Annotated in this window: 17 protein-coding genes; 9 read left to right on the top strand and 8 right to left on the bottom strand. The window is 58.0% G+C overall.

What is annotated here, in order from left to right; translation table 11 throughout:
* Positions 1 to 197: 197 nt before the first annotated feature.
* The 7 genes from dapB (at position 198) to folA (ending at position 9,446) form a co-directional block, all read left to right on the top strand.
* Complete coding sequence (dapB, locus tag ACLH1U_RS13685; RefSeq protein ID WP_032453158.1) at positions 198 to 1,019, top strand: 4-hydroxy-tetrahydrodipicolinate reductase; 822 nt, start codon at positions 198 to 200, stop codon at positions 1,017 to 1,019.
* A 457-nt stretch (positions 1,020 to 1,476) separates the two neighbouring features.
* Entirely contained in the window at positions 1,477 to 2,625 is a 1,149-nt protein-coding gene (carA, locus tag ACLH1U_RS13690) for a glutamine-hydrolyzing carbamoyl-phosphate synthase small subunit (protein ID WP_023291945.1), read from the top strand.
* A gap of 17 nt (positions 2,626 to 2,642) precedes the next feature.
* Positions 2,643 to 5,867 carry a carbamoyl-phosphate synthase large subunit gene (gene carB / locus ACLH1U_RS13695; protein WP_004204267.1) on the top strand — a complete coding sequence of 1,075 codons (3,225 nt, stop codon included), beginning with the start codon at positions 2,643 to 2,645 and terminating at the stop codon, positions 5,865 to 5,867.
* Positions 5,868 to 6,036: 169 nt separating this feature from the next.
* Positions 6,037 to 6,270 (top strand): YgdI/YgdR family lipoprotein, encoded by a 234-nt coding sequence (locus ACLH1U_RS13700; RefSeq protein WP_002888059.1) that lies wholly within the window; start codon positions 6,037 to 6,039, stop codon positions 6,268 to 6,270.
* A 131-nt stretch (positions 6,271 to 6,401) separates the two neighbouring features.
* A complete protein-coding gene (kefF, locus tag ACLH1U_RS13705) occupies positions 6,402 to 6,935 on the top strand; it encodes a glutathione-regulated potassium-efflux system oxidoreductase KefF (protein WP_004204269.1) in 534 nt (177 codons plus the stop codon).
* Positions 6,928 to 8,793, top strand: a complete 1,866-nt coding sequence (gene kefC / locus ACLH1U_RS13710; RefSeq protein ID WP_411299302.1) for a glutathione-regulated potassium-efflux system protein KefC — start codon at positions 6,928 to 6,930, stop codon at positions 8,791 to 8,793. The genes kefF and kefC overlap by 8 nt, the downstream gene beginning before the upstream one ends.
* A 173-nt stretch (positions 8,794 to 8,966) precedes the next feature.
* On the top strand, positions 8,967 to 9,446 hold the full coding sequence (gene folA / locus ACLH1U_RS13715; RefSeq protein ID WP_004204271.1) for a type 3 dihydrofolate reductase: 480 nt from the start codon (positions 8,967 to 8,969) through the stop codon (positions 9,444 to 9,446).
* A gap of 440 nt (positions 9,447 to 9,886) precedes the next feature.
* Here folA and apaH read toward each other — a convergent pair whose 3' ends face one another.
* The 6 genes from apaH to lptD are packed head-to-tail and all read right to left on the bottom strand — an operon-like array spanning position 9,887 to position 16,622.
* Positions 9,887 to 10,735: a bis(5'-nucleosyl)-tetraphosphatase (symmetrical) ApaH gene (gene apaH / locus ACLH1U_RS13720; protein WP_023291949.1), complete on the bottom strand. Its 849-nt coding sequence runs from the start codon at positions 10,733 to 10,735 to the stop codon at positions 9,887 to 9,889.
* Positions 10,736 to 10,739: 4 nt separating this feature from the next.
* Positions 10,740 to 11,117: a Co2+/Mg2+ efflux protein ApaG gene (gene apaG / locus ACLH1U_RS13725; protein WP_004204274.1), complete on the bottom strand. Its 378-nt coding sequence runs from the start codon at positions 11,115 to 11,117 to the stop codon at positions 10,740 to 10,742.
* Positions 11,118 to 11,119: 2 nt separating this feature from the next.
* On the bottom strand, positions 11,120 to 11,941 hold the full coding sequence (gene rsmA, locus ACLH1U_RS13730; RefSeq protein WP_023291950.1) for a 16S rRNA (adenine(1518)-N(6)/adenine(1519)-N(6))-dimethyltransferase RsmA: 822 nt from the start codon (positions 11,939 to 11,941) through the stop codon (positions 11,120 to 11,122).
* Positions 11,938 to 12,927 carry a 4-hydroxythreonine-4-phosphate dehydrogenase PdxA gene (pdxA, locus tag ACLH1U_RS13735; RefSeq protein ID WP_023291951.1) on the bottom strand — a complete coding sequence of 330 codons (990 nt, stop codon included), beginning with the start codon at positions 12,925 to 12,927 and terminating at the stop codon, positions 11,938 to 11,940. Before pdxA ends, rsmA begins: the two co-directional genes overlap by 4 nt.
* A 5-nt stretch (positions 12,928 to 12,932) precedes the next feature.
* Positions 12,933 to 14,219, bottom strand: a complete 1,287-nt coding sequence (surA, locus tag ACLH1U_RS13740) for a peptidylprolyl isomerase SurA (RefSeq protein ID WP_023291952.1) — start codon at positions 14,217 to 14,219, stop codon at positions 12,933 to 12,935.
* Between the two features lie 54 nt (positions 14,220 to 14,273).
* Positions 14,274 to 16,622: an LPS assembly protein LptD gene (lptD, locus tag ACLH1U_RS13745; RefSeq protein WP_032429098.1), complete on the bottom strand. Its 2,349-nt coding sequence runs from the start codon at positions 16,620 to 16,622 to the stop codon at positions 14,274 to 14,276.
* A 243-nt stretch (positions 16,623 to 16,865) separates the two neighbouring features.
* On the opposite strand from lptD, the gene djlA reads away from it, so the two are divergent.
* A complete protein-coding gene (djlA, locus tag ACLH1U_RS13750; protein WP_008807470.1) occupies positions 16,866 to 17,693 on the top strand; it encodes a co-chaperone DjlA in 828 nt (275 codons plus the stop codon).
* Between the two features lie 31 nt (positions 17,694 to 17,724).
* On the opposite strand, the gene ACLH1U_RS13755 is transcribed toward djlA, so the two are convergent.
* Positions 17,725 to 18,423 carry a response regulator gene (locus ACLH1U_RS13755; RefSeq protein WP_072421134.1) on the bottom strand — a complete coding sequence of 233 codons (699 nt, stop codon included), beginning with the start codon at positions 18,421 to 18,423 and terminating at the stop codon, positions 17,725 to 17,727.
* On the bottom strand, positions 18,413 to 20,038 hold the full coding sequence (locus ACLH1U_RS13760) for a sensor histidine kinase (RefSeq protein WP_072421135.1): 1,626 nt from the start codon (positions 20,036 to 20,038) through the stop codon (positions 18,413 to 18,415). The genes ACLH1U_RS13755 and ACLH1U_RS13760 overlap by 11 nt, the downstream gene beginning before the upstream one ends.
* 323 nt (positions 20,039 to 20,361) lie before the next feature.
* Here ACLH1U_RS13760 and ACLH1U_RS13765 point away from each other — a divergent pair, with 323 nt between their 5' ends.
* On the top strand, positions 20,362 to 21,726 hold the full coding sequence (locus ACLH1U_RS13765; RefSeq protein ID WP_104467227.1) for a 2-hydroxycarboxylate transporter family protein: 1,365 nt from the start codon (positions 20,362 to 20,364) through the stop codon (positions 21,724 to 21,726).
* Positions 21,727 to 21,859: the final 133 nt, after the last annotated feature.

Genomic DNA, 21,859 nt, shown 5'->3' on the forward strand with positions numbered 1-21,859 from the left:
GTGCGGGCGGGGCATCATCATTCGCATCCTGGTTCTCACTGCGTAAACGAGGAATTGCGGCACAATCATATAGTTTTTACTGATATCGTCCGCCGTTTGTCATAAATTTCTAATTATCGGCGTTTTTGAGTAGCGGCCCGCTGACGGGCTGGTTACTCTGAAAACAATTTACGTAATGTTAACAAAAGAGAATAGCTATGCATGATGCACAAATCCGCGTGGCCATCGCCGGCGCGGGCGGCCGGATGGGACGCCAGTTAATTCAGGCTGCGCTGCAGATGGATGGAGTGGCGCTGGGCGCGGCGCTGGAGCGTGAAGGATCCAGCCTGGTGGGCAGCGACGCCGGCGAGCTGGCGGGCGCCGGCAAAGCGGGCGTCACGGTGCAGAGCAGCCTGGCGGCGGTAAAAGATGATTTCGACGTGTTGATCGATTTTACCCGCCCGGAAGGCACGCTGAACCATCTGGCGTTTTGCCGCGACCACGGCAAAGGGATGGTCATCGGCACCACCGGTTTTGACGACGCTGGCAAGCAGGCGATTAGCGATGCCGCGCAGGAGATTGCCATTGTCTTTGCCGCTAACTTTAGCGTCGGCGTCAATGTTCTGTTAAAGCTGCTGGAGAAGGCGGCGAAGGTGATGGGCGACTACACCGACATCGAAATTATCGAAGCGCACCATCGGCATAAAGTGGATGCGCCGTCAGGCACCGCGCTGGCGATGGGCGAAGCGATCGCCGGGGCATTGAACAAAGATCTCAAGGACTGCGCGGTCTACAGTCGTGAAGGCCACACTGGCGAACGCGTCCCGGGCACCATTGGCTTCGCGACCGTCCGCGCGGGGGATATCGTCGGTGAACATACAGCGATGTTTGCTGATATTGGCGAACGTATTGAGATCACCCATAAAGCCTCCAGTCGGATGACATTTGCTAATGGCGCGGTTCGCTCTGCATTGTGGCTGAAAGGCAAGAAAAATGGCCTCTTTGATATGCGCGATGTGCTGGAACTGAATAGTTTATAACGATTATTACCCATCGTGATGTGGTTATTGCTATCAATAAGTTATTGATGCAAGGGGCAATATTTTGTTGCCCTTTTTTATTTTTAGCTGTTTTTGTTTGTTTTTCATATGAGAAGGCTATAAGTTTGGGTGTAGTTCGGTTTTTTAGTGAACGAAATGTAAATTTTGACCATTTGGTCCACTTTTTTGCCGTTCAGCGCCAGGTTTTACACTCTTCGCCGTCCGCAAGCGTTTTCTCAGCCAGGTTTGTTGATCTTTTTGGCGTAAAAATCACGTGTTATGCGCCAGTGGCGTAAAATGACATTAAAAATCTCCGCTTTAAGTTGACTTTTATCCGACATCTCTCCAGAATGCCGCCGTTTGCCAAAAATCTGCGGGCAACAGATTTGCATTGATTCAGATCGTGTTTATGAATTAATATGCAAATAAAGTGAGTGGATATTCTCTGGAGGATGTTTTGATTAAGTCAGCGCTATTGGTTCTGGAAGACGGAACCCAGTTTCACGGTCGGGCCATCGGGGCAACCGGCACGGCGGTTGGGGAAGTCGTTTTCAATACTTCAATGACCGGTTATCAAGAAATCCTCACTGATCCTTCCTATTCCCGCCAAATCGTCACTCTTACTTATCCTCATATTGGTAATGTCGGCACCAACGCCGCCGATGAAGAATCTTCTCAGGTACATGCTCAGGGTCTGGTTATTCGCGACCTGCCGCTGATTGCCAGCAACTTCCGCAGTACCGAAGACCTCTCTTCCTATCTGAAGCGCCATAACATCGTGGCGATTGCCGATATCGATACCCGCAAGCTGACGCGTCTGCTGCGTGAGAAAGGGGCACAGAACGGCTGCATCATCGCGGGCGACAGTCCGGATGCCCAGCTGGCGCTGGAAAAAGCGAAAGCGTTCCCTGGCCTGAACGGCATGGACCTGGCGAAAGAAGTGACCACCGCAGAAACCTACAGCTGGACGCAAGGCAGCTGGACCCTGGCGGGCGACCTGCCGGAAGCGAAAGCGGAAAGCGAGCTGCCGTTCCACGTCGTCGCGTATGACTTCGGCGCGAAACGCAACATCCTGCGCATGCTGGTTGACCGCGGCTGCCGCCTGACGGTGGTGCCGGCGAAGACTTCGGCGGCGGATGTGCTGGCGCTCAATCCGGACGGCATTTTCCTCTCCAACGGTCCTGGCGACCCGGCGCCGTGTGATTACGCTATCGACGCGATTGAAAAATTCCTGGAGACCGATATTCCGGTGTTCGGCATCTGCCTCGGCCATCAGCTGCTGGCGCTGGCGAGCGGCGCCAAGACCATTAAGATGAAGTTCGGCCACCACGGCGGCAACCACCCGGTGAAAGATATTGATAATAACGTGGTGATGATCACCGCCCAGAACCACGGTTTCGCCGTGGATGAGGCGACGCTGCCGGCCAACCTGCGCGTGACCCACAAGTCGCTGTTCGACGGCACCCTGCAGGGGATCCATCGCACCGACAAGCCGGCGTTCAGCTTCCAGGGCCACCCTGAAGCGAGCCCGGGGCCGCACGATGCCGCGCCGCTGTTCGACCACTTTATCGAGTTAATTGAGCAATACCGTCAGTCCGCGAAATAATCAGGAGTAAAAGAGCCATGCCAAAACGTACAGACATAAAAAGTATCCTGATTCTGGGCGCGGGCCCGATTGTTATCGGTCAGGCGTGCGAGTTTGACTACTCCGGCGCCCAGGCCTGTAAAGCCCTGCGCGAAGAGGGCTACCGCGTTATCCTGGTGAACTCTAACCCGGCGACCATCATGACTGACCCGGAAATGGCCGATGCCACCTACATCGAGCCGATTCACTGGGAAGTGGTGCGCAAAATCATCGAAAAAGAGCGCCCGGACGCGGTGCTGCCGACCATGGGCGGCCAGACGGCGCTGAACTGCGCGCTGGAGCTGGAGCGTCAGGGGGTGCTGGCTGAATTCGGCGTGACCATGATTGGCGCCACCGCCGATGCGATTGACAAGGCCGAAGACCGTCGCCGTTTCGATATCGCGATGAAAAAAATCGGTCTCGACACCGCGCGTTCCGGTATCGCCCACACCATGGAAGAGGCGCTGGCGGTAGCGGCTGACGTCGGCTATCCGTGCATCATCCGTCCGTCGTTCACCATGGGCGGCACCGGCGGCGGCATCGCCTATAACCGCGAAGAGTTCGAAGAGATTTGTACCCGCGGCCTGGATCTCTCTCCCACCAACGAGCTGCTGATTGATGAATCGCTGATCGGCTGGAAAGAGTATGAGATGGAAGTGGTGCGCGATAAGAACGACAACTGCATCATCGTCTGCTCTATCGAAAACTTCGACGCCATGGGGATCCATACCGGTGACTCCATCACCGTTGCGCCGGCGCAGACCCTGACCGACAAAGAGTACCAAATCATGCGTAACGCCTCGATGGCGGTGCTGCGTGAAATCGGCGTCGAAACCGGCGGCTCTAACGTTCAGTTCGCGGTCAACCCGAAAAACGGTCGCCTAATCGTTATCGAAATGAACCCGCGCGTTTCCCGCTCCTCGGCGCTGGCCTCCAAAGCCACCGGCTTCCCGATTGCTAAAGTGGCCGCCAAGCTGGCGGTAGGTTACACCCTCGACGAGCTGATGAACGACATCACCGGCGGCCGTACCCCGGCTTCCTTCGAGCCGTCCATCGACTATGTGGTCACGAAAATCCCACGCTTTAACTTCGAAAAATTCGCCGGCGCCAACGACCGTCTGACCACCCAGATGAAGTCCGTCGGCGAAGTGATGGCGATTGGCCGTACCCAGCAGGAGTCCTTGCAGAAAGCGCTGCGCGGTCTGGAAGTGGGCGCCACTGGCTTCGACCCGAAAGTGAGCCTCGACGATCCGGAAGCGCTGACTAAAATCCGCCGCGAACTGAAAGACGCCGGCGCTGAGCGTATCTGGTACATCGCCGACGCGTTCCGCGCGGGCCTCTCGGTTGACGGCGTCTTCAACCTGACCAACATCGACCGCTGGTTCCTGGTGCAGATTGAAGAGCTGGTCCGTCTGGAAGAGAAAGTGGCGGAAGTGGGCATCAACGGCCTCGACGCTGACTTCCTGCGTACCCTGAAGCGTAAAGGCTTTGCCGATGCGCGTCTGGCGAAGCTGGCGGGCGTGCGGGAAGCGGAAATCCGCAAACTGCGCGACCAGTATGATCTGCACCCGGTCTACAAGCGCGTGGACACCTGCGCCGCGGAATTCGCCACCGATACCGCCTATATGTACTCCACTTATGAAGAAGAGTGCGAGTCCAACCCGTCCGTTGACCGCGATAAAATCATGGTCCTCGGCGGCGGCCCGAACCGTATCGGTCAGGGTATCGAATTCGACTACTGCTGCGTACACGCCTCGCTGGCGCTGCGCGAAGACGGTTACGAGACCATCATGGTCAACTGTAACCCGGAAACCGTCTCTACTGACTACGACACTTCCGACCGTCTGTACTTCGAGCCGGTCACCCTGGAAGACGTGCTGGAAATCGTGCGCATCGAGAAGCCAAAAGGCGTTATCGTGCAGTACGGCGGCCAGACGCCGCTGAAGCTGGCGCGCGCCCTGGAAGCCGCAGGCGTACCGGTTATCGGTACCAGCCCGGACGCTATCGACCGTGCGGAAGACCGTGAGCGCTTCCAGCACGCGGTTGACCGTCTGAAGCTGAAGCAGCCGGCGAACGCCACCGTCACCGCCATTGAACAGGCGGTAGAGAAAGCGAAAGAGATTGGCTACCCGCTGGTGGTGCGTCCGTCTTACGTGCTGGGCGGCCGGGCGATGGAGATCGTCTATGACGAGCAGGATCTGCGCCGCTACTTCCAGACTGCGGTCAGCGTCTCCAACGACGCGCCGGTGCTGCTGGACCGCTTCCTCGACGACGCGATTGAAGTGGATGTTGATGCTATCTGCGATGGCGAAATGGTGCTGATTGGCGGCATCATGGAGCATATCGAGCAGGCAGGCGTTCACTCCGGCGACTCCGCCTGTTCCCTGCCAGCCTACACCCTGAGCAAAGAGATTCAGGATGTGATGCGCGAGCAGGTGCAGAAGCTGGCCTTCGAGCTGCAGGTTCGCGGTCTGATGAACGTCCAGTTCGCGGTGAAAGATAACGAAGTCTATCTGATTGAAGTCAACCCGCGTGCGGCGCGTACCGTGCCGTTCGTCTCCAAAGCCACCGGCGTACCGCTGGCGAAAGTGGCGGCGCGCGTGATGGCCGGTAAGACGCTGGCGCAGCAGGGCGTGACCAAAGAGATCATCCCGCCGTACTATTCGGTGAAAGAGGTGGTTCTGCCGTTCAACAAATTCCCGGGCGTTGACCCGCTGTTAGGGCCAGAAATGCGCTCCACCGGGGAAGTGATGGGCGTCGGCCGCACCTTTGCCGAAGCGTTCGCCAAGGCGCAGCTGGGCAGCAACTCGACCATGAAGAAACAGGGGCGCGCGCTGCTCTCCGTCCGCGAAGGCGACAAAGAGCGCGTGGTCGACCTGGCGGCGAAGCTGCTGAAGTTTGGTTTCGAGCTGGATGCAACCCACGGTACCGCGATTGTGCTGGGCGAAGCGGGCATCAACCCGCGTCTGGTGAACAAGGTGCATGAAGGTCGTCCGCACATTCAGGACCGTATCAAGAATGGCGAATATACCTACATCATCAACACCACCGCAGGTCGTCAGGCGATTGAAGACTCCAAGCTGATTCGCCGCAGCGCCCTGCAGTACAAAGTGCACTATGACACCACCCTGAACGGCGGCTTTGCCACCGCGATGGCGCTGAATGCTGACGCCACCGACAAGGTGATTTCGGTTCAGGAAATGCACGCGCAAATCACCAAATAAGCGCTCCGGCCTGGCCGGATAGCAACAAACCTGGGCTGACGATATCGTCAGCCCATTTTTTTTGGCTGCGGCCATCTTCAGAGAGTTCTGCTTTTAACCCCCTGTCGGGTCAGGCTAACTATAGTTAGCACCATAACGATACCTATTGATGAAAAGACAGGAGGATACAATGCGGAACAATATTCTGGTGGCATCCGCGCTGGCAGCGACGGCAATCATGTTCGTGGCCGGTTGCTCATCGAATCAGTCGATCAAAACCACCGACGGCAAGACCATTGTCACCAGCGGTAAACCGCAGGTGGATGATGATACCGGTCTGGTCTCCTACAAAAATGCCGAAACCGGACGCGTGGAGCAGATTAACCGCGATCAGGTGAAATCCATGGATGAGCTGGATAATTAAGGCCTGACGTTTTCCATTCAGGCGCGCGTTACGTACACCACCGCGACATAAATCACAGTTATCATTGTAAGCGGTTCGCTTAACTGTCTACACTCTTGCTGATTACGACAAGAGCTAACGCAGGCCAATCAATGATTCTGATAATTTATGCGCATCCTTATCCGCAGCATTCTCATGCGAATAAGCGAATGCTTGAACAAGCAGGGACGCTTGAAGGAGTAGAGATACGCTCCCTTTATCAACTCTATCCCGACTTTAATATCGATGTCGCCGCCGAGCAGGCGGCGCTCGCCCGTGCCGATCTGGTTATCTGGCAGCACCCGATGCAGTGGTATAGCGTGCCGCCGCTGCTGAAGCTGTGGATGGACAAAGTGCTGTCGCACGGCTGGGCCTATGGCCATAACGGTATTGCGCTGCGCGGTAAGTCGCTGATGTGGGCGGTGACCACCGGCGGCGGTGAAAGCCACTTTGATATCGGTTCGTTTCCCGGTTTTCCGGTGCTGGCGCAGCCGCTGCAGGCCACCGCGCTTTACTGCGGGATGAAATGGCTGCCGCCGTTCGCCATGCACTGCACCTTTATCTGCGATGACGAAACGCTGCAGGCGCAGGCTCGCCACTATCGTCAACGCTTAATCGACTGGCAGGAGGCACATCAGAATGGATAGCCATACGCTGATACAGGCGCTGATTTACCTTGGCGCCGCGGCGCTGATTGTGCCCATTGCCGTCCGCCTTGGGCTTGGGTCGGTGCTGGGCTATCTCATCGCCGGCTGTATTATCGGGCCGTGGGGGCTGCGGCTGGTGACCGACGCCGAGGCGATTCTGCACTTTGCCGAGATTGGCGTGGTGCTGATGCTGTTCGTCATTGGTCTGGAGCTGGATCCGCAGCGTCTGTGGAAGCTGCGCGCTTCGGTGTTTGGCGGCGGCGCGCTGCAAATGGTGGCCTGTGGGGTATTGATCGGCCTCTTTTGCATGCTGCTGGGCCTGCGCTGGCAGGTGGCCGAGCTGATCGGTATGACCCTGGCGCTCTCCTCAACCGCTATCGCCATGCAGGCGATGAATGAGCGCAATTTGACGATGTCGCAGATGGGGCGCAGCGCCTTCGCGGTGCTGCTGTTCCAGGATATCGCGGCGATCCCGCTGGTGGCGATGATCCCGCTGCTGGCGGCCAGCGGCGGCGCCACTTCGCTGATGGCTTTTGCCCTCTCCGCGCTGAAGGTGGCCGCGGCGCTGGCGCTGGTGGTGGTTCTGGGGCGCTATCTGACCCGTCCGCTGCTGCGCTTTGTCGCCCGTTCCGGTCTGCGCGAAGTGTTCAGCGCCGTGGCCCTGTTCCTGGTCTTCGGCTTTGGGCTGTTGCTGGAAGAGGTGGGGCTGTCGATGGCGATGGGGGCGTTTCTCGCCGGGGTGCTGCTGGCCAGCTCCGAGTATCGCCATGCGCTGGAGAGCGATATTGAGCCGTTTAAAGGCCTGCTGCTGGGGCTGTTCTTTATCGGCGTCGGGATGTCGATTGATTTCGGCACCCTGGTTACCCATCCGCTGCGTATTGTGATTTTGCTGGTGGGTTTCCTGGCGATAAAAATGCTGATGCTGTGGCTTATCGCCAGGCCGCTTGGCGTGCCTCGCGCCCAGCGCCGCTGGTTTGCGGTGCTGCTGGGGCAGGGGAGTGAGTTCGCGTTTGTGGTCTTTGGCACCGCGCGGATGGCGGAGGTGCTGGACGGCGAATGGGCAAAGGCGCTGACCCTGGCGGTGGCGTTGTCGATGGCGGCAACCCCCATCCTGCTGGTGCTGCTGACCCGTCTGGAGAAATCGTCCAGCGGCCAGGCGCGGGATGCGGACGAGATTGATGAAGAGCAGCCGCGGGTGATTGTCGCCGGCTTTGGCCGCTTCGGGCAGATCGCCGGGCGACTGCTGCTCTCCAGCGGGGTGAAGATGGTGATCCTCGATCACGACCCGGACCATGTCGATACTCTGCGCAAATTTGATATGAAGGTCTTCTACGGCGATGCCACCCGGGTCGATCTGCTGGAGTCGGCTGGCGCCGAAAAGGCGGAGGTGTTGATCAATGCCATTGACGATCCGCACGTCAGCCTGGAGCTGGTGGCGAGGGTAAAAGAGCATTTTCCGCATCTGCAGATTATCTCCCGCGCCCGCGATGTCGATCACTATATCCAGCTGCGTCAGGCTGGCGTCGAAGCCCCGGAGCGTGAAACCTTCGAGGCGGCGCTGAAATCCGGCCGGATGACGCTGGAGGCGCTGGGGCTCGGCGCGTATGAAGCGCGCGAGCGGGCCGATCTGTTCCGTCGCTTCAACCTGCAGATGGTCGAAGAGATGGTGGCGATGGCGGAAAACGATGCGGCGTCGCGGGTGGCGGTCTTCAAGCGGACCAGCGATATGCTGACCGGCATCATCAACGAAGATCGTCATCATCTGTCGCTGGTGCAGCGTCACGGCTGGCAGGGGACGGAAGAGGGTAGGCACACCGGCGATATCGCCGATGAGCCGGAAAATAAGCCCTCCGCCTGACGTTAATCAGTAACATTTTGTTTTCGTTTGGATCCTGTTCTGGCGGCCCACGGCACGAACGTGGGCTTGCCAGCAAATCAGAAAATTTTCTTATTCTTTACCCTCCGGCCAGTCGACGAAGTTGTACGCTTTCCGTATAGTGGCGACAATTTTTTGTACTCAGGAATGAATGAATGATCAGTCTGATTGCGGCGTTAGCGGTAGATCGCGTCATTGGTATGGAAAACGCCATGCCATGGAACCTGCCTGCCGATCTCGCCTGGTTCAAACGCAACACATTAAATAAGCCGGTAGTGATGGGGCGTCTGACCTGGGAATCCATTGGGCGCCCGTTGCCGGGGCGTAAAAATATCGTGATCAGCAGCAAGCCAGGCAGCGACGATCGCGTGCAGTGGGTCTCCTCCGTTGACGAAGCGATTGCCGCCTGCGGCGATGTGGAAGAGATCATGGTGATCGGCGGCGGTCGGGTTTATGAGCAGTTCCTGCCGAAGGCGCAGAAGCTCTATCTGACCCATATCGATGCGGAAGTGGAAGGCGATACCCATTTCCCGGATTACGATCCGGACCAGTGGGAATCGGTGTTCAGCGAGTTTCATGACGCCGACGCGCAGAACTCCCACAGCTACTGCTTTGAGATCCTCGAACGCCGTTAAGCGGGAAGGATAGCAATGAAAAAACCCCGGTCGCGTCTGGCGTGACCGGGGTTTTCTTTGGCGTGAATTCAGCGCGGATGCCGCTGCCACTATTTTTTCTACGCCAGGTTTCCCGTCGCGGGGGCGTTTTTCCGGAGCGCTGCCCGGGGGGAAAAATGGCACGTAAACGTAGGTCGGGTAAGGCGTTAGCCGCCACCCGACACAAACGTGGCTCCACGCCCGCAGTTCTTGCCCGGCGGCGCTGCGCTTGCGCGGGCCTGCGCCAGGTTTCCCGTCGCGGGGTGCGTTTTTCTGGAGCGCTGCCCGGGGGTGACAAATGGCACGTAAACGTAGGTCGGGTAAGGCGTTAGCCGCCACCCGACACAAACGAGGCTCCGCGCCCGCAGTTCTTGCCCGGCGGCGCTGCGCTTGCACGGGCCTGGGGGACGGCGCCTGTTTCTTCAGGACGCGACGGCTTCGCCTTCGTCGAGGCTTTTCTGCCGGTTCGACGGCTGGGTAAAGTACTGCTTATCCTCCCAGCGCAGGCAGGTGAGTTCCCCCCCCCAGCAGCAGCCGGTATCCAGCGCGTAAATGCCCTCCGGCGTACCGCGTCCCTCCAGCGACGCCCAGTGGCCAAAGGCAATGCTGTAGGCACTGCTGACCGGTCCCGGAATGGCAAACCACGGCTTCAGCGGCGCCGGGGCGTCCTCGGGCGCTTCTTTCGAGTACATATCCAGCTGGCCGTTCGGGAAGCAGTAGCGCATGCGGGTGAAGGCGTTAGAGATAAAGCGCAGGCGTGCCAGGCCGCTCAGCTCGTTGCTCCAGTGATTCGGCATGTCGCCGTACATGGCATCGAGGAAGAAAGGGTAGGAGTCGCTGGAGAGCACCGCTTCTACATCGCGCGCGCACTGCTGGGCAGTCTCCAGATCCCACTGCGGGGTGATGCCGGCGTGGGCCATCACCAGCTTTTTCTCTTCGTCCACCTGGAGCAGCGGCTGACGACGCAGCCAGTTGAGGAGCTCATCGGCATCCGGCGCTTCCAGCAGTGATTTCAGACGATCCTTCGGCTTGTTGCGGCTGATGCCGGCGAAGACCGCCAGCAGGTGTAAATCATGATTGCCCAGCACCAGTCGCACGCTGTCGCCCAGAGATTTGACATAGCGCAGAACCTCCAGCGAACCCGGGCCACGGGCCACCAGATCGCCGGTCAGCCACAGCGTATCGATCGCCGGGTCGAATTCAACCTGCGCTAATAATGCGATCAGTTCATCGTAGCAACCGTGAACGTCGCCAATAAGGTATGTTGACATTGTTTTAATGAATGAGCGTTGGAACTGCGAGACGGAAAACAGGGATCTCGATACGGAACGGCGCGCCGTCGATATCGATCATCTCATAATGACCCTGCATGGTTCCCAGCGGCGTTTCAATGACCGCGCCGCTGGTATATTGATATTCACCGCCGGCGGGAATATGCGGTTGCTCGCCGACCACCCCTTCACCCTGAACTTCAGTCTCACGACCGTGGCCGTTAGTGATGAGCCAGTAGCGGCCAAGCAGCTGAACCTGACTCCGCCCCAGATTGCGAATGGTGACGGTATAAGCGAAGACGTAGCGCTCTTCTTCCGGAGAAGACTGCGATTCGATATAGACGCTTTGCACCTGAACGCAAACACGAGGCGAATTGATCATGGTTAGCTCTCCTTCGATGGCAGATTGTCAGACAGCCAGTTAGCCATCTGGCAGTACTGCGCCACGGAAATATTTTCTGCACGCATGGCCGGGTCGATGCCCAGCTCGGTCAGCACGTCCACGCTGAACAGATTGCCGAGACTGTTGCGGATGGTCTTGCGGCGCTGGTTGAACGCTTCGGTGGTGATGCGGCTCAACACCCGGATCTCTTTGACCGGATATGGCATCGTGCTGTGCGGCACCAGGCGGACCACCGCGGAATCGACCTTAGGCGGCGGGGTAAACGCGCTCGGCGGCACTTCGAGTACCGGGATCACCTGGCAATAATATTGCGCCATCACGCTTAACCGACCATACGCCTTACTGTTCGGTCCGGCAACCAGACGATTCACCACTTCCTTCTGCAGCATAAAGTGCATATCGGCAATGGCATCAGTATAGCTGAACAGATGGAACATCAGCGGGGTCGAAATATTGTACGGCAGGTTGCCGAAGACGCGCAGCGGCTGACCCATTTTCTCCGCCAGTTCGCCGAAGTTCATGGTCATCGCATCCTGCTGATAGATGGTCAGCTTCGGCCCGAGGAACGGATGCGTCTGCAGGCGGGCAGCCAGATCGCGGTCCAGCTCGATAACGGTCAGCTGGTCAAGGCGTTCACCGACCGGCTCGGTCAGCGCGGCGAGACCGGGGCCGATTTCAACCATCGCCTGGCCTTTCTGCGGATTAATCGCCGAGACGATGCTGTCGATCACAAACTGATCGTTGAGGAAGTTCTGCCCGAAGCGTTTACGGGCTAAATGGCCCTGATGGACTCGATTATTCATTGGGTATTAACAATCATTTTGATGGCGAGATTAAGCGCCGTGATAAAACTGCCGACGTCCGCTGTTCCCTGGCCCGCTAATTCCAGCGCGGTGCCGTGGTCGACGGAGGTACGAATAAAAGGTAAACCGAGCGTAATGTTCACGCCGCGGCCAAAGCCCTGGTATTTTAGCACGGGCAGGCCCTGATCGTGGTACATCGCGAGTACCGCATCGGCATGGTCAAGGTATTTGGGCTGAAAAAGGGTGTCAGCCGGCAGCGGACCGCTGAGGTGCATCCCCTTCGCGCGCATCTCTTCCAGCACCGGAATGATGGTGTCTATCTCTTCCGTTCCCATATGACCGCCTTCGCCAGCGTGCGGGTTAAGCCCGCAAACCAGCACATGCGGCTGGGCAATGCCAAATTTCGTGCGCAGGTCGTGATCGAGAATCGTGATGATCTCGCGCAGCAGGTCGGGCGTTATCGCCTCGCTGATGGCTTTCAACGGCAGATGGGTCGTCACCAGCGCCACCCGCAGCTCCTCGGTCGCCAGCATCATCACCACTTTGCTGGCCTGCGCGCGCTCTTCGAAGAACTCGGTATGACCGGTGAAGGCGATGCCGGCGTCGTTGATGTTGCCTTTGTGCACCGGGCCGGTCACTAACGCCGCAAATTCGCCGCTCAGGCAGCCGTCGCAGGCGCGCGCCAGCGTCTCGACTACGTAGGCGCCGTTTTGTACGTTCAGCACGCCGGGCTCCGCCGGGACGCTCAGCGGTACGTTAAGCAGCGTCAGCGTACCGGCACGCTGCGGAACGGGCGGTTGCGCAGCATCATATGGCAGGAGAGATAAAGGAAGACCGAGCCTCTGGGCTCGGTCAGTTAACAGGGCGCCGTCGGCGCAGATCACCAGCTCAACTGGCCAGTCGCGCTGGGCAAGCTGCACGACCAGGTCAGGGCCAATCCCGGCGGGTTCGCCGGGAGTGATAACAACTTTACGGGTTTCAGGCATCGATATTAGTTGCTCAGAATTTTAACATACGCACTGGCGCGCTGTTCCTGCATCCAGGTTGCCGCTTCTTCAGAGAATTTGCGGTTCATCAGCATACGGTAAGCACGATCTTTCTGCGCGGCGTCGGTTCTGTCGACCTGACGGCTATCCAGCAGTTCGATCAGATGCCAGCCGAAGGAGGAGTGCACCGGCCCGCTGGTCTGCCCTTTGTTCAGACGCATCAGCGCATCGCGGAACGCCGGGTCGAAGATATCCGGCGTGGCCCAGCCTAAATCACCGCCCTGGTTCGCCGAGCCTGGATCTTCAGAATACGCTTTCGCCGCTTTAGCGAAGGTGGTTTTCCCGCTCTTAATGTCGGCGGCAATCTGCTCCAGCTTAGCCTGAGCCTGCGCATCGTTCATGATTGGCGATGGCTTCAGCAGAATATGACGGGCATGCACTTCGGTGACGGAGATGTTCTGGGTCCCGCCGCGCAGGTCATTCACTTTCAGAATGTGGAAGCCGACGCCGGAACGGATCGGACCGACGATATCCCCTTTCTTCGCGGTGCTTAACGCCTGGGCGAAAATGCCCGGCAGCTCCTGGATACGACCCCAACCCATCTGGCCGCCCTTCAGCGCCTGTTGGTCGGCGGAGTAGGTGATCGCCAGTTTACCGAAGTTGGCGCCGTTGCGTGCTTGCTCAACGATGGCATTCGCTTGCTCCTGGGCCGCGGCGACTTCATCAGAGGTCGGGTTCTCCGGCAGCGGGAGCAGGATGTGGCTCAGGTTAAGCTCGGTGCTGGCGTCGTTCTGGTCGCCGATCTGTTTGGCCAGCGCTTCCACTTCCTGCGGCAGCACGGTGATGCGACGACGCACTTCATTGTTACGCACTTCCGAAATCAGCATCTCTTTACGGATCTGGTTACGGTAGGTGTTGTAGTTGATGCCTTCATAGGCCAGACGGCTGCGCATCTGATCCATGGTCATATTGTTTTGTTTGGCGATGTTGGCGATGGCCTGATCGAGCTGGTCGTCAGAGACCTTCACGCCCATCTTCTGCCCCATCTGTAACACGATCTGGTCCATGATCAGTCTTTCGAGGATCTGATGGCGCAGGGTCGCGTCATCCGGTAGCTGTTGGCCAGCCTGACCAGCATTGAGCTTAACCGATTGCATCAAACCATCGACGTCGCTTTCCAGTACGACGCCATTATTGACGACGGCCGCTACTTTATCGACCACCTGGGGGGCAGCGAAACTGGTATTCGCGATCATGGCGATACCGAGAAGCAGCGTTTTCCAGTTCTTCATACTTTTTCCATTTCGATTAACCGCAAATGCGGATGATGTTGTAAACCAGCCGCATCACAGGGAGCTCTGGTACGGTAAAATGTTCGAACGCAGCATCTGCTGGGTGCCGAGGCCGTAATTAGAGCTCAGACCGCGCAATTCGATATTGATTCCGAAGGTGTTGTCGTATTTGCTCTCGCCGCCATTGTTGTTGCTATCCCAACCGTTGACTTTACGTTCGTAGCCAAGACGGATGGCGTAGCAGCAGGAGTTATACTGGACACCCAACATCTGGTTTGCTGCTTTCCGGGTATTGGTATCGTAGTAGTAGGCCCCGACCACGGACCAGCGATCGACGATCGGCCAGCTGGCGGTCATCCCCACCTGCGAAATACCCTCTTTATATTGCGCCGCAGTGGAATATGACGGCAGCGTGGCCTGAATATATTCCGGGCTGGCGTAACGATAGTTAAGCTGGACTAAGCGGTTTTCATCGCGACGGTATTCAATGGTGCCGTTGCCGGTTGCGACGTTATCCAGACGCGTATCGTACTGGATCCCGCCGCGCAGACCCCAGTTATCGGCAATGCGCCAGTAGGTGTCGCCGGCCCATACCAGTGAACCCGTGGTGTCGTTGTTCTCCCAGTTGATGTTGTCATCACCGGTGCGTGACTCGGTGAAATAGTAGATTTGACCAACGGAAATGTTAAAACGTTCCACCGCGGCGGCGTCATACACGCGCGAGGTGATACCGGTAGTGACCTGATTGGCCGACGCGATGCGGTCCAGACCGCTATAGGTACGGTCGCGGAACAGGCCGGTGTAGTCCGACTGCAACAGCGTGGAGTCGTAGCTGCCGATTTCACTCTGATCGCGGTACGGCACGTACAGATACTGCATGCGCGGTTCCAGCGTTTGGGTGAATCCCTCCTGCAGGTCGCGCTCAAAGACCATTTTGCCGTCGATTTTAAACTGCGGCATTACGCGGCTAACGGACTCTTTGTAGTCCGTACCGTTGGCGGCGTTGTACTTATCAAGATTGCTCTGCTGGTAGTGGGTCGCCAGCAGCTTGGCTTCGGTATTCAGACTCCCCCAGCCGTTGGACAGCGGCAGGTTGATCGTCGGTTCGAAGTGAACGCGGGTCGCTTCCGGCATGTTGTTGTTCGAGTTAACAAAATGGGCGACCTGGCCGTACAGATGGGTATCGAACGGACCGACATCGTTCTGGTAGTAGTTGATGTCGAGCTGCGGCTCAGCCGAGTAGGAGTTGCTCGACTCCCGATCGAAGACCTGGAACTGCTTGGTTGAGACCGTGGCGTCAAAGTTCTGATTGACATACCCGGCGCTGAATTTCTGCGTCGCATAGCCGTCGGTACTGGAACCATACTTCGAGCTGAAATCGTTGAAGTAGTCAGGATCGCTGACCTTGGTGTAGTCAGCGTTCAGACGCCACACCTGATCGATAACCCCGGAGTGGTTCCAGTAGAACAGCCAGCGGCGGCTGTTGCTGTCGCTGGAGTGGTCGTCTTCGTAGACTTTATCCGACGGCAGGTAGTCAAACTCCGTTAAGCCGCTGCCGAGCTGGGTCAGATAGCGGAATTCGTTTTCCCACATCACGCCGCCGCGCTTGTTCATATAGTGCGGGGTGATAGTGGCATCGAAGTTTGGCGCGATGTTCCAGTAGTACGGCAGGGAGAATTCCACGCCGTTTTTGGTGCTGTATTTCGCGTTCGGGATCAGGAAGCCTGAACGACGCTTATCGCCCACCGGCAGCTGCAGGTAGGGGCTATAGAAAATCGGCACGGAGCCAAGCTTGAAGCGGGCGTTCCAGATCTCGGCAACTTGCTCTTCGCGATCGTGGATGACTTCGCTGCCCACGACGCTCCAGGTGTCGGAGCCCGGCAGACAGGAGGTAAAGCTGCCGTTTTCCAGAATGGTATAGCGGTTTTCGCCGCGCTGTTTCATCAGGTCAGCGGTGCCGCGTCCCTGGCGTCCGACCATTTGATAATCGCCCTGCCAGACGTTGGTATCTTTGGTATTCAGATTCGACCAGGCTTTTGGCCCTTTGAGGATCACCTGGTTATCGTCGTAGTGCACGTTGCCCAGCGCGTCCACCGTGCGCACCGGCTGCGCCTGGCCCGCGGCCTGCTGCTGATGCAGCTGAACTTCGTCGGCGCGGAGGCGGCTATTCCCCTGGTTAATATCGACGTTGCCGGTAAAGACGGCGTTGTCCGGGTAGTTGCCCTTCGCATGATCGGCGTTAATCGTCACCGGCAGATCGCCAGGCCGACCTTCCACGAGCGGACGATCATAGCTTGGCACGCCAAGCATACATTGCGTTGCGAGATCGGCAGCGAGGCCTTGTTGGCTATACAAGGCGCTGGCAATCATCGTAGCCAGGAGGCTGGGAATACGTTTTTTCATACGTTGTATTTATTGTTCCATCATCTTGTGGCAGCGGCTTGCAAACGGTCAGAGCCTAACTTACTCAACTTTATCACGCTAGTGTTAATCCTGCCCGTTTCGAGCCCGAGCGTTAGGCACCCTGTTGAATGACGAGTATGATAAAGCAAATTATAGGCTATGTCCCACAATTGACCGAGGCGCGAGTGCCGGGTAACGTGCGGTCATATTCGTGCTTAACGGCGACAAACAGTTGGGGAGTCTATGCAGTATTTGGGTAAAGTGATTGGCGTGGCAGTGGCTTTGCTGATGGGCGGTGGGTTCTGGGGCGTGGTGCTCGGCTTCCTGGTCGGCCATATGTTTGACCGGGCGCGCAGCCGCCGGTTGAATCTCTTCGCCAATCAGCAGGAGCGTCAGTCGCTCTTCTTTTCCACCACCTTTGAAGTGATGGGGCATCTGACCAAGTCCAAGGGCCGCGTTACCGAAGCGGATATTCACGTCGCCAATGTGCTGATGGATCGCATGAATCTGCACGGCGCTTCGCGCACCGCGGCGCAGCAGGCGTTTCGCGACGGCAAGGCCGACAATTATCCGCTGCGCGAGAAGATGCGCCAGCTGCGCAGCGTCTGCTTTGGCCGCTTCGATCTGATTCGGATGTTTCTGGAAATTCAGCTGCAGGCGGCGTTCGCTGACGGCGAACTGCACCCTAACGAACGTGAAGTGCTGTTCGTCATCGCCGATGAGCTTGGCATCTCCCGCGCCCAGTTCGATCAATTCCTGCGAATGATGCAGGGCGGCGCCCAGTTCGGCGGCGGTTCGCAGCAGCAATCTTATGGTCAGCACGGCGGCAACGCCGGCTGGCAGCAGGCGCAGCGCGGTCCAACGCTGGAGGACGCCTGCAACGTGCTGGGGGTGAAACCGACTGACGACGCGGCGACGGTGAAGCGCGCCTATCGTAAGCTGATGAACGAGCACCATCCGGACAAGCTGGTGGCGAAAGGGCTGCCGCCGGAGATGATGGAGATGGCCAAACAGAAAGCCCAGGAGATCCAGAAGGCCTGGGAGCTGATTAAAGAGCAGCGCGGTTTCTGAGTTTTCCAGCCCCTCCCACCCGGCGAGGGGGTTAGCGTTTGGCCTGTGCGCGGCGATACAGCCGCCGCGGATGGCCGATTTTTCCGTACAGCATCTCCACCTCCAGAAAACCGGTCTCAACGCCATGTTCAAGATAGCGGCGGGCGGTGGTTTTGCTGAGTCCGGCGGCGCTGACCACCTCATCAACGGAAAAGCAGTGCGCTTCCCGGCCGCTAAACAGACCCTGCACCAGCGCCAGCGTTTTCTCTTCAATCCCTTTGCTGCCATTATCCATACGATAGTTCTTCGCCTGCAATTGATAGAGGGAATCGACGTTCTGCTGATCGACGATTTTCCACTCCCGCTGCTGATCGTAGAACTGGATAAAACGCTCCAGCGACTGGCTCAGCCGCTTCCATGATACCGGCTTAAGAATATAGTCGAAGGCGCCATTGCGGATGGCCTGGCTGCAGGTTTCCATATCGCTGGCGGCGGTGATAAAGATCACCGAGCATTGGCTGGTCGCCAGCGCCGGGTCGGTCATCAGCGTCACCCCTTTGCCGTCCGGCAAATAGTTATCCAGCAGCACCAGCTGCGGCGGCGTGGCGTGGAGCAACTGACGGGCCTGAGCGAGGGAGGCCGCCATGCCCGCCAGCCGCAGGCGCGGGTGTTTCTGCACAAGCTCGGCGTGCAGGCGCGCCAGCTCGCTCTCATCTTCAATGATTAGCACATCGACCAGGTCATGATGCATCGTGGGCCTCCGGTTGCGGACAGGCGGGCGCGTCGGCCGGGATAAACAGGGTGAAGATCGTTCCCCGCGGCGCGTTATCGGCGACTTCGATGGTGCCGCCCGCCTGAGTGACATAATGTTCAATAAGATACAGACCAATGCCGTGATCGCCACGGGTTTTGGTGGTGATGCCGCGTTCAAAAATGCGCTCGCGGATATCGGGGCGGAGGCCGACGCCGCGGTCGGCCACTTCGATAATCAGCTCCCGGGCGTTGAGCTGGATCAGAACTTCCACCGGCTCATGCGGAAGCTCGGCGCGCTGCGTGGCTTCGATGGCGTTATCCAGCAGGTTGCCGATGATGGAGATCAGTTCGGATTCCATCAGCGACGGCAGCGGACGGTCAATGCGGCAGGCCGGGTCGAAGCTCAGCGCCACGCCTTTTTCGCGGGCGCGGGTGGCTTTGCCGAGCAGCAGACCGCACAGCGTCGGCGAGTGGAAGTGCGAGGAGATAAAGTCCAGTAGCTCCTGAGCATGCTCCGACTGGGCCTGAATATAGCGGATCGCTTCGTCATAATGGCCCATATGCAGCAGGCCGGAGAGGGTGGTCATCCGGTTGAGCTGCTCGTGGCGCATGATGCGAAGATTGTCGACATAGCGCTTCACCTGGCTCAGCTGGGCGGTGAGGGCATTGATTTCATTGCGGTCACGGAAGGTAATCACCCAGCCCTGCAGGGTATTCTCCAGCATAATGCGTACCCGACTGGCGAGCACGGTCAACTGGTTGAAGCGGCACAATTCATCATGGGTGTCGCGCTCAAGCATGTCGCCGCTGGCGAAAAAGGGCTGCGGGGAAATCACGCTGTCGATGGACTGGCCGCGCAGCTGACGGGCGGGCTGGCTGAGTCCCAGCAGGCTGCGGGCGGCATGGTTAATCACCTCAATGCGCCGCTGGCGATCGATGACGATCACCCCCTCAAAGATCGACTCCATCATCGCCTTTTGCTGGCGCACCAGCAGGCCAATCTCCCGCGGCTCGAGCGAAAAAATCTGTTTCTTGATGCTGCGGGTAAAGTACCAGGAGAAGATAAACAGGGCGGTGAGCAGCAGGACGGCGGCGATAAAAATATTGATCACTTTGCTCAGGGTAATGCTGTCGAGATAGCTGGTGAGGTAGCCGACGGAGACAATGCCGATCACCCGCCCCGCGTCATCGACGATGGGCGTTTTACTGCGCAGCGAGACGCCAAGGCCGCCTTTGCGAATGGTGGTAATGGACTTTCCCTCCAGTACCGCCTGGTTGTCGCCGCCGACCAGCCGCGTGCCGACCCACTCCGGATGGACGGAATGAAACAGATGCATCCCCTGGCGGTCGCCGATGACGATAAAGCTGGCGTCGCTATGGGCGGCGATTTGCTGCATAAATGCCTGAATCGCCTGTGGGTCATGCCGGCTGACCTGCTGACGTAAATTTGGCATCAGGGCTATCTCTTCGGCCTGAATTTTGGCCCTGGCGCTCATTTCCTGATAAAGCTGGCGGCTGGCGTCAAAGTAATAATAAATACCCAGCGCGATAAACAGGACTGAGAAAAAAGCGACCAGCGAAATAAACAGCTTATATTGAAAAGATAATTTCATAGGTCCCGGACGACGTATTCACCATACCGGCACTTTATCATTTTTCTGTCACGTGACGTAAATGTTAAGGGAAAGTTGTGATCAGCGGCGCAGGCGCCGGCTGTCGCCAGTGGTCGCGGCGGAAATAACGCGTGGCGGGAAATAAAAACCATAAAAACCACGATAATAAATCAGAGATATATCACCCCTGCGCGGATCAGCGAATAGAAACCATAAAAACCATAGTGACCATTAAAACTTCTTTTTTAATTCGGGGAGCTTCACATTAACGACGCCGCTGTCCCTTTACGCTGAAAATGAATAATAACGACAGGGCTGAATTTATGAGCACCACAGACAACGCATTCTCTGCAACCCTAGAACCGATCAATACGCCGAAAACCACGCTCAGGCAGCGCTGGTGGCACATCATGGATAACTGGAAGGTAGGGATCGTCCCGCTGCCGCTGTTTCTGCTGGCCGGGGGGCTGATCGCTCTCGACTGCCTTGGCGGTAAACTGCCGAGCGATATCGTGGTGATGGTGGCTACGCTGGCTTTCTTTGGCTTCGCCTGCGGCGAGTTTGGCAAACGCCTGCCGGTGCTGGGAAAACTCGGCGCGGCGGCGATCTGCGCCACTTTTATTCCTTCCGCGCTGGTCCATTACGGCCTGCTGCCGGACGTGGTCGTTGAATCCACCACCAAATTCTATAAATCCACCAACATCCTCTATCTCTATATCTGCTGCATTATCGTCGGCAGCATCATGAGTATGAACCGCACCACCCTGATTCAGGGCTTCCTGAAGATCTTCTTCCCAATGCTGTGCGGCGAGGTGGTCGGCATGCTGGTGGGCATCGGCGTCGGCACGCTCTTGGGCATGGAGCCGTTCCAGGTGTTCTTCTTTATCGTGCTGCCGATCATGGCCGGTGGCGTAGGAGAAGGGGCGATCCCGCTATCGATGGGTTACGCCGCGCTAATGCATATGGAGCAGGGAGTGGCCCTGGGCCGGGTGTTGCCGATGGTGATGCTCGGCAGCCTGACGGCGATCGTCATCTCCGGCTGCCTCAACCAGCTCGGCAAGCGCTTCCCGCATCTGACCGGCGAAGGGCAGCTGATGCCGAACCGCAGCCATGAAACCCGCAGCCTCGGCGAGAGCGAAGGCATGAGCGGTAAAACCGACGTCGGGACGCTGGCCTCCGGCGCGCTGCTGGCGGTGCTGCTGTATATGATGGGGATGCTCGGCCACAAACTGATTGGTCTGCCGGCGCCGGTGGGCATGCTGTTTCTCGCGGTGCTGTTAAAGCTGGCTAATGTGGTTTCTCCGCGCCTGCAGGAGGGATCGCAGATGGTGTATAAATTCTTCCGCACCGCGGTCACCTACCCGATCCTCTTTGCCGTCGGCGTGGCGATCACCCCGTGGCAGGAGCTGGTGAACGCCTTCACCTTCACCAACCTGCTGGTGATCGTCAGCACCGTCTCCGCGCTGGTGGCGACCGGTTTCCTGGTCGGTAAAAAGATAGGGATGCACCCGATCGATGTGGCGATTGTCTCCTGTTGCCAGAGCGGGCAGGGCGGCACCGGCGATGTGGCGATCCTGACCGCCGGCAACCGCATGAGCCTGATGCCGTTCGCGCAGATCGCTACCCGGATTGGCGGGGCGATAAATGTCTCGCTGGGGTTGCTGTTCCTCAGCCACTATCTGGCGTGATATAACGCTACGCTCAGCGATAAACCTGCTATTTTCCGCTACAGAACGCCGAAAATATCTGCGTTCTGTATCCTAAATGCTCCGCATTTAGCGTTACAATCAGCGCGCGATCGGCTATCGCAACCATCATCAT

It is taken from the genome of Klebsiella sp. 1SOBk5mer, assembly GCF_046603115.1.
Taxonomy (GTDB): domain Bacteria; phylum Pseudomonadota; class Gammaproteobacteria; order Enterobacterales; family Enterobacteriaceae; genus Klebsiella; species Klebsiella quasipneumoniae.